General features: G+C 50.9%; 1 pseudogene. It reads right to left on the reverse strand.

What is annotated here, in order from left to right:
* A pseudogene (locus tag AAEY57_RS19985) lies at positions 1-273 on the reverse strand (single-stranded-DNA-specific exonuclease RecJ); the annotation flags it as partial.

Below are 273 nucleotides of genomic sequence, written 5' to 3' on the forward strand. Positions count from 1 at the left end.
ATCTAGCTCACTGGCAATGCGCCTAGCTTGGTTTATATCGGTACTGAGTAAGCAGGCTATGCCTAAACTCATGTCATCTAAGCGCCCTGCGGCATTTAGGCGCGGAGCAAGCGAAAAACCAAAGTCGCTGGCACTCAATCTTGAGGCATTACGATTAGCAACCTCAATGAGGGCAGTAATGCCTGGGCGAGTTTTACCACTGCGAATACGCGCTAGTCCTTGGTGCACCAATGTCCGGTTATTGGCATCAAGCGCCACTACATCGGCTACAGT

The organism is Pseudoalteromonas sp. MER144-MNA-CIBAN-0113 (genome assembly GCF_040308965.1).
Taxonomy (GTDB): Bacteria; Pseudomonadota; Gammaproteobacteria; order Enterobacterales; family Alteromonadaceae; genus Pseudoalteromonas; species Pseudoalteromonas tetraodonis.